The following is a 1,645-nucleotide window of genomic DNA, read 5'->3' on the forward strand; positions in this document are numbered from 1 at the left end:
GCGCCGCGGGGGTCGACAGTGCTGCGAGCGGCGGCAGTGCCGGTGGCGTCGGCGGCGTTGCGGGTGTCGTCGGTGCTGGTCATGCGGCGATCTCTCCTCGGCGGGTCCGGCCGGCCTGGGCGAGCTGTGCGTAGACGCCTCCGGCCTCGATCAGTCCGGTGTGGTCCCCGACCGCGTCCACCTGTCCCCCGTCGAGCACCACGATGCGGTCGGCGTGCCGGACGGCGGCGAGCCGGTGGGCGACCACCAGGACGGTCCGGCCGCCGGCCGCGGTCAGCAGTTCCCGGACGATGTCCGACTCACGGCGCTCGTCCACGGAACTGGTGGCCTCGTCGAGGACCAGCACCCGGGCGTCGGCGAGCAGGGCGCGCGCGAGGGCGAGCCGCTGACGCTGCCCGCCGGAGAGGGTGGCCCCGCGCTCGCCGAGGACGGTGGCGTAGCCGTCGGGGAGGGCGGTGATCTCGTCGTGGATGCCCGCGGCGCGGGCGGCGTCCGCGAGGTGGTCGTCGGTGGCGTCCGGCCGGGCCAGCCGGAGGTTGTCGGCGATGGTGGCGTGAAAGAGGTAGGTCTCCTGCGAGACCACGGCGATGCCCCGGCGCAGGGAGTCGAGGGTGTACCGGGTCGCGGGCCGCCCGTCCACGAGGACACGGCCCCGCTGCGGGTCGTGGTGTCGCAGGAGGAGGGAGACGAGCGTGGACTTTCCCGCGCCGGAAGGGCCGACGATCGCCGTCGTGCGGCCGCCGGGCGCGGTGAAGGAGACGCCCCGGAGGGCGGGCGAGGGCGCGCCGTCGTAGGTGAAGGCGACGTCCTCGAAGCGGAGTTCCGGTGGCGCCGTCCAGTGCGCGGCCTCGGTTCCGGTGTCGCGGACGGATGGCTCGGCGGTACGCAGGTGCGCGAGTCCCTCCGCCGCGGACGCTCCGAGGTAACCGGCGTGCCACTCCCGGGCGAGGTCGCGGACCGGCCGGAAGCACTCGGAGGCCAGCAGCAGCACCAGGTAGGTGCCGGCCGCCGTGGTGGACCCCGTGACGGCCGACCAGGCGGCGAGAACACCTGCGGCGACGGTACCGCCCTGGATGGCCAGGTCGGTGATGCCGGTGTCGACGAGGGAGAGCCGCAGCTTGGCGACGGTCGCCCGGTGCAGGTCCGCCGAGCGGCGCTCCAGACGTTCCCGGGTGCGGCCCACCGCCCCGGCGGCCCGCAGGGCGGGCATCCCCTGGAGCGCCTCCAGGTAGTCGGCGCCCAGACCTTCGTAGGTGTCCCAGTGGTCCTTCCCCCGCGCCAGGAGGAGCCGGTCCCAGGACCGTGGACCGGCCAGTGCCAGCAGCAGGGCGGGGACCAGGCCGAGGAGTGCCACCGGGGCGACGACGGCCAGGGCGGTCAGGACCAGGGGCGGCACGGTGAGGGTGATCAGGAGCTGGGGCAGGTAGCGCGAGACGTACGTGTCGACGCCCTCCACCCCGTCGACCAGGGTGGTGCGGACGGCGCCGGCGCGGGCCGTCGTCAGGTGTGCGGGTCCCAGCCTGCCGAGGTGGTCGAGCAGTTCGTCGCGCAGAGCGACCCGCACCGCGGATCCGGCGCGGGTGGCGGTGCGCCGCTGTGTGACGGCCAGTGCGGCGCGCACGGCGACGACAGCCGGTACGGCGAC

The 1,645-nt window shown here is 75.4% G+C and carries 1 protein-coding gene; it reads right to left on the minus strand.

The genetic code is table 11. The annotated features are described in order from the left end of the window. Positions 1-79: 79 nt before the first annotated feature. Positions 80-1,645, minus strand: a 1,566-nt coding sequence (locus HW445_RS30220; protein ID WP_180223991.1) for an ABC transporter ATP-binding protein/permease, incomplete at its 5' end; no start/stop codon positions are given.

Origin of the sequence: Streptomyces sp. UH6 (assembly GCF_013421635.1) — a bacterium.
GTDB lineage: Bacteria > Actinomycetota > Actinomycetes > Streptomycetales > Streptomycetaceae > Streptomyces > Streptomyces abyssomicinicus.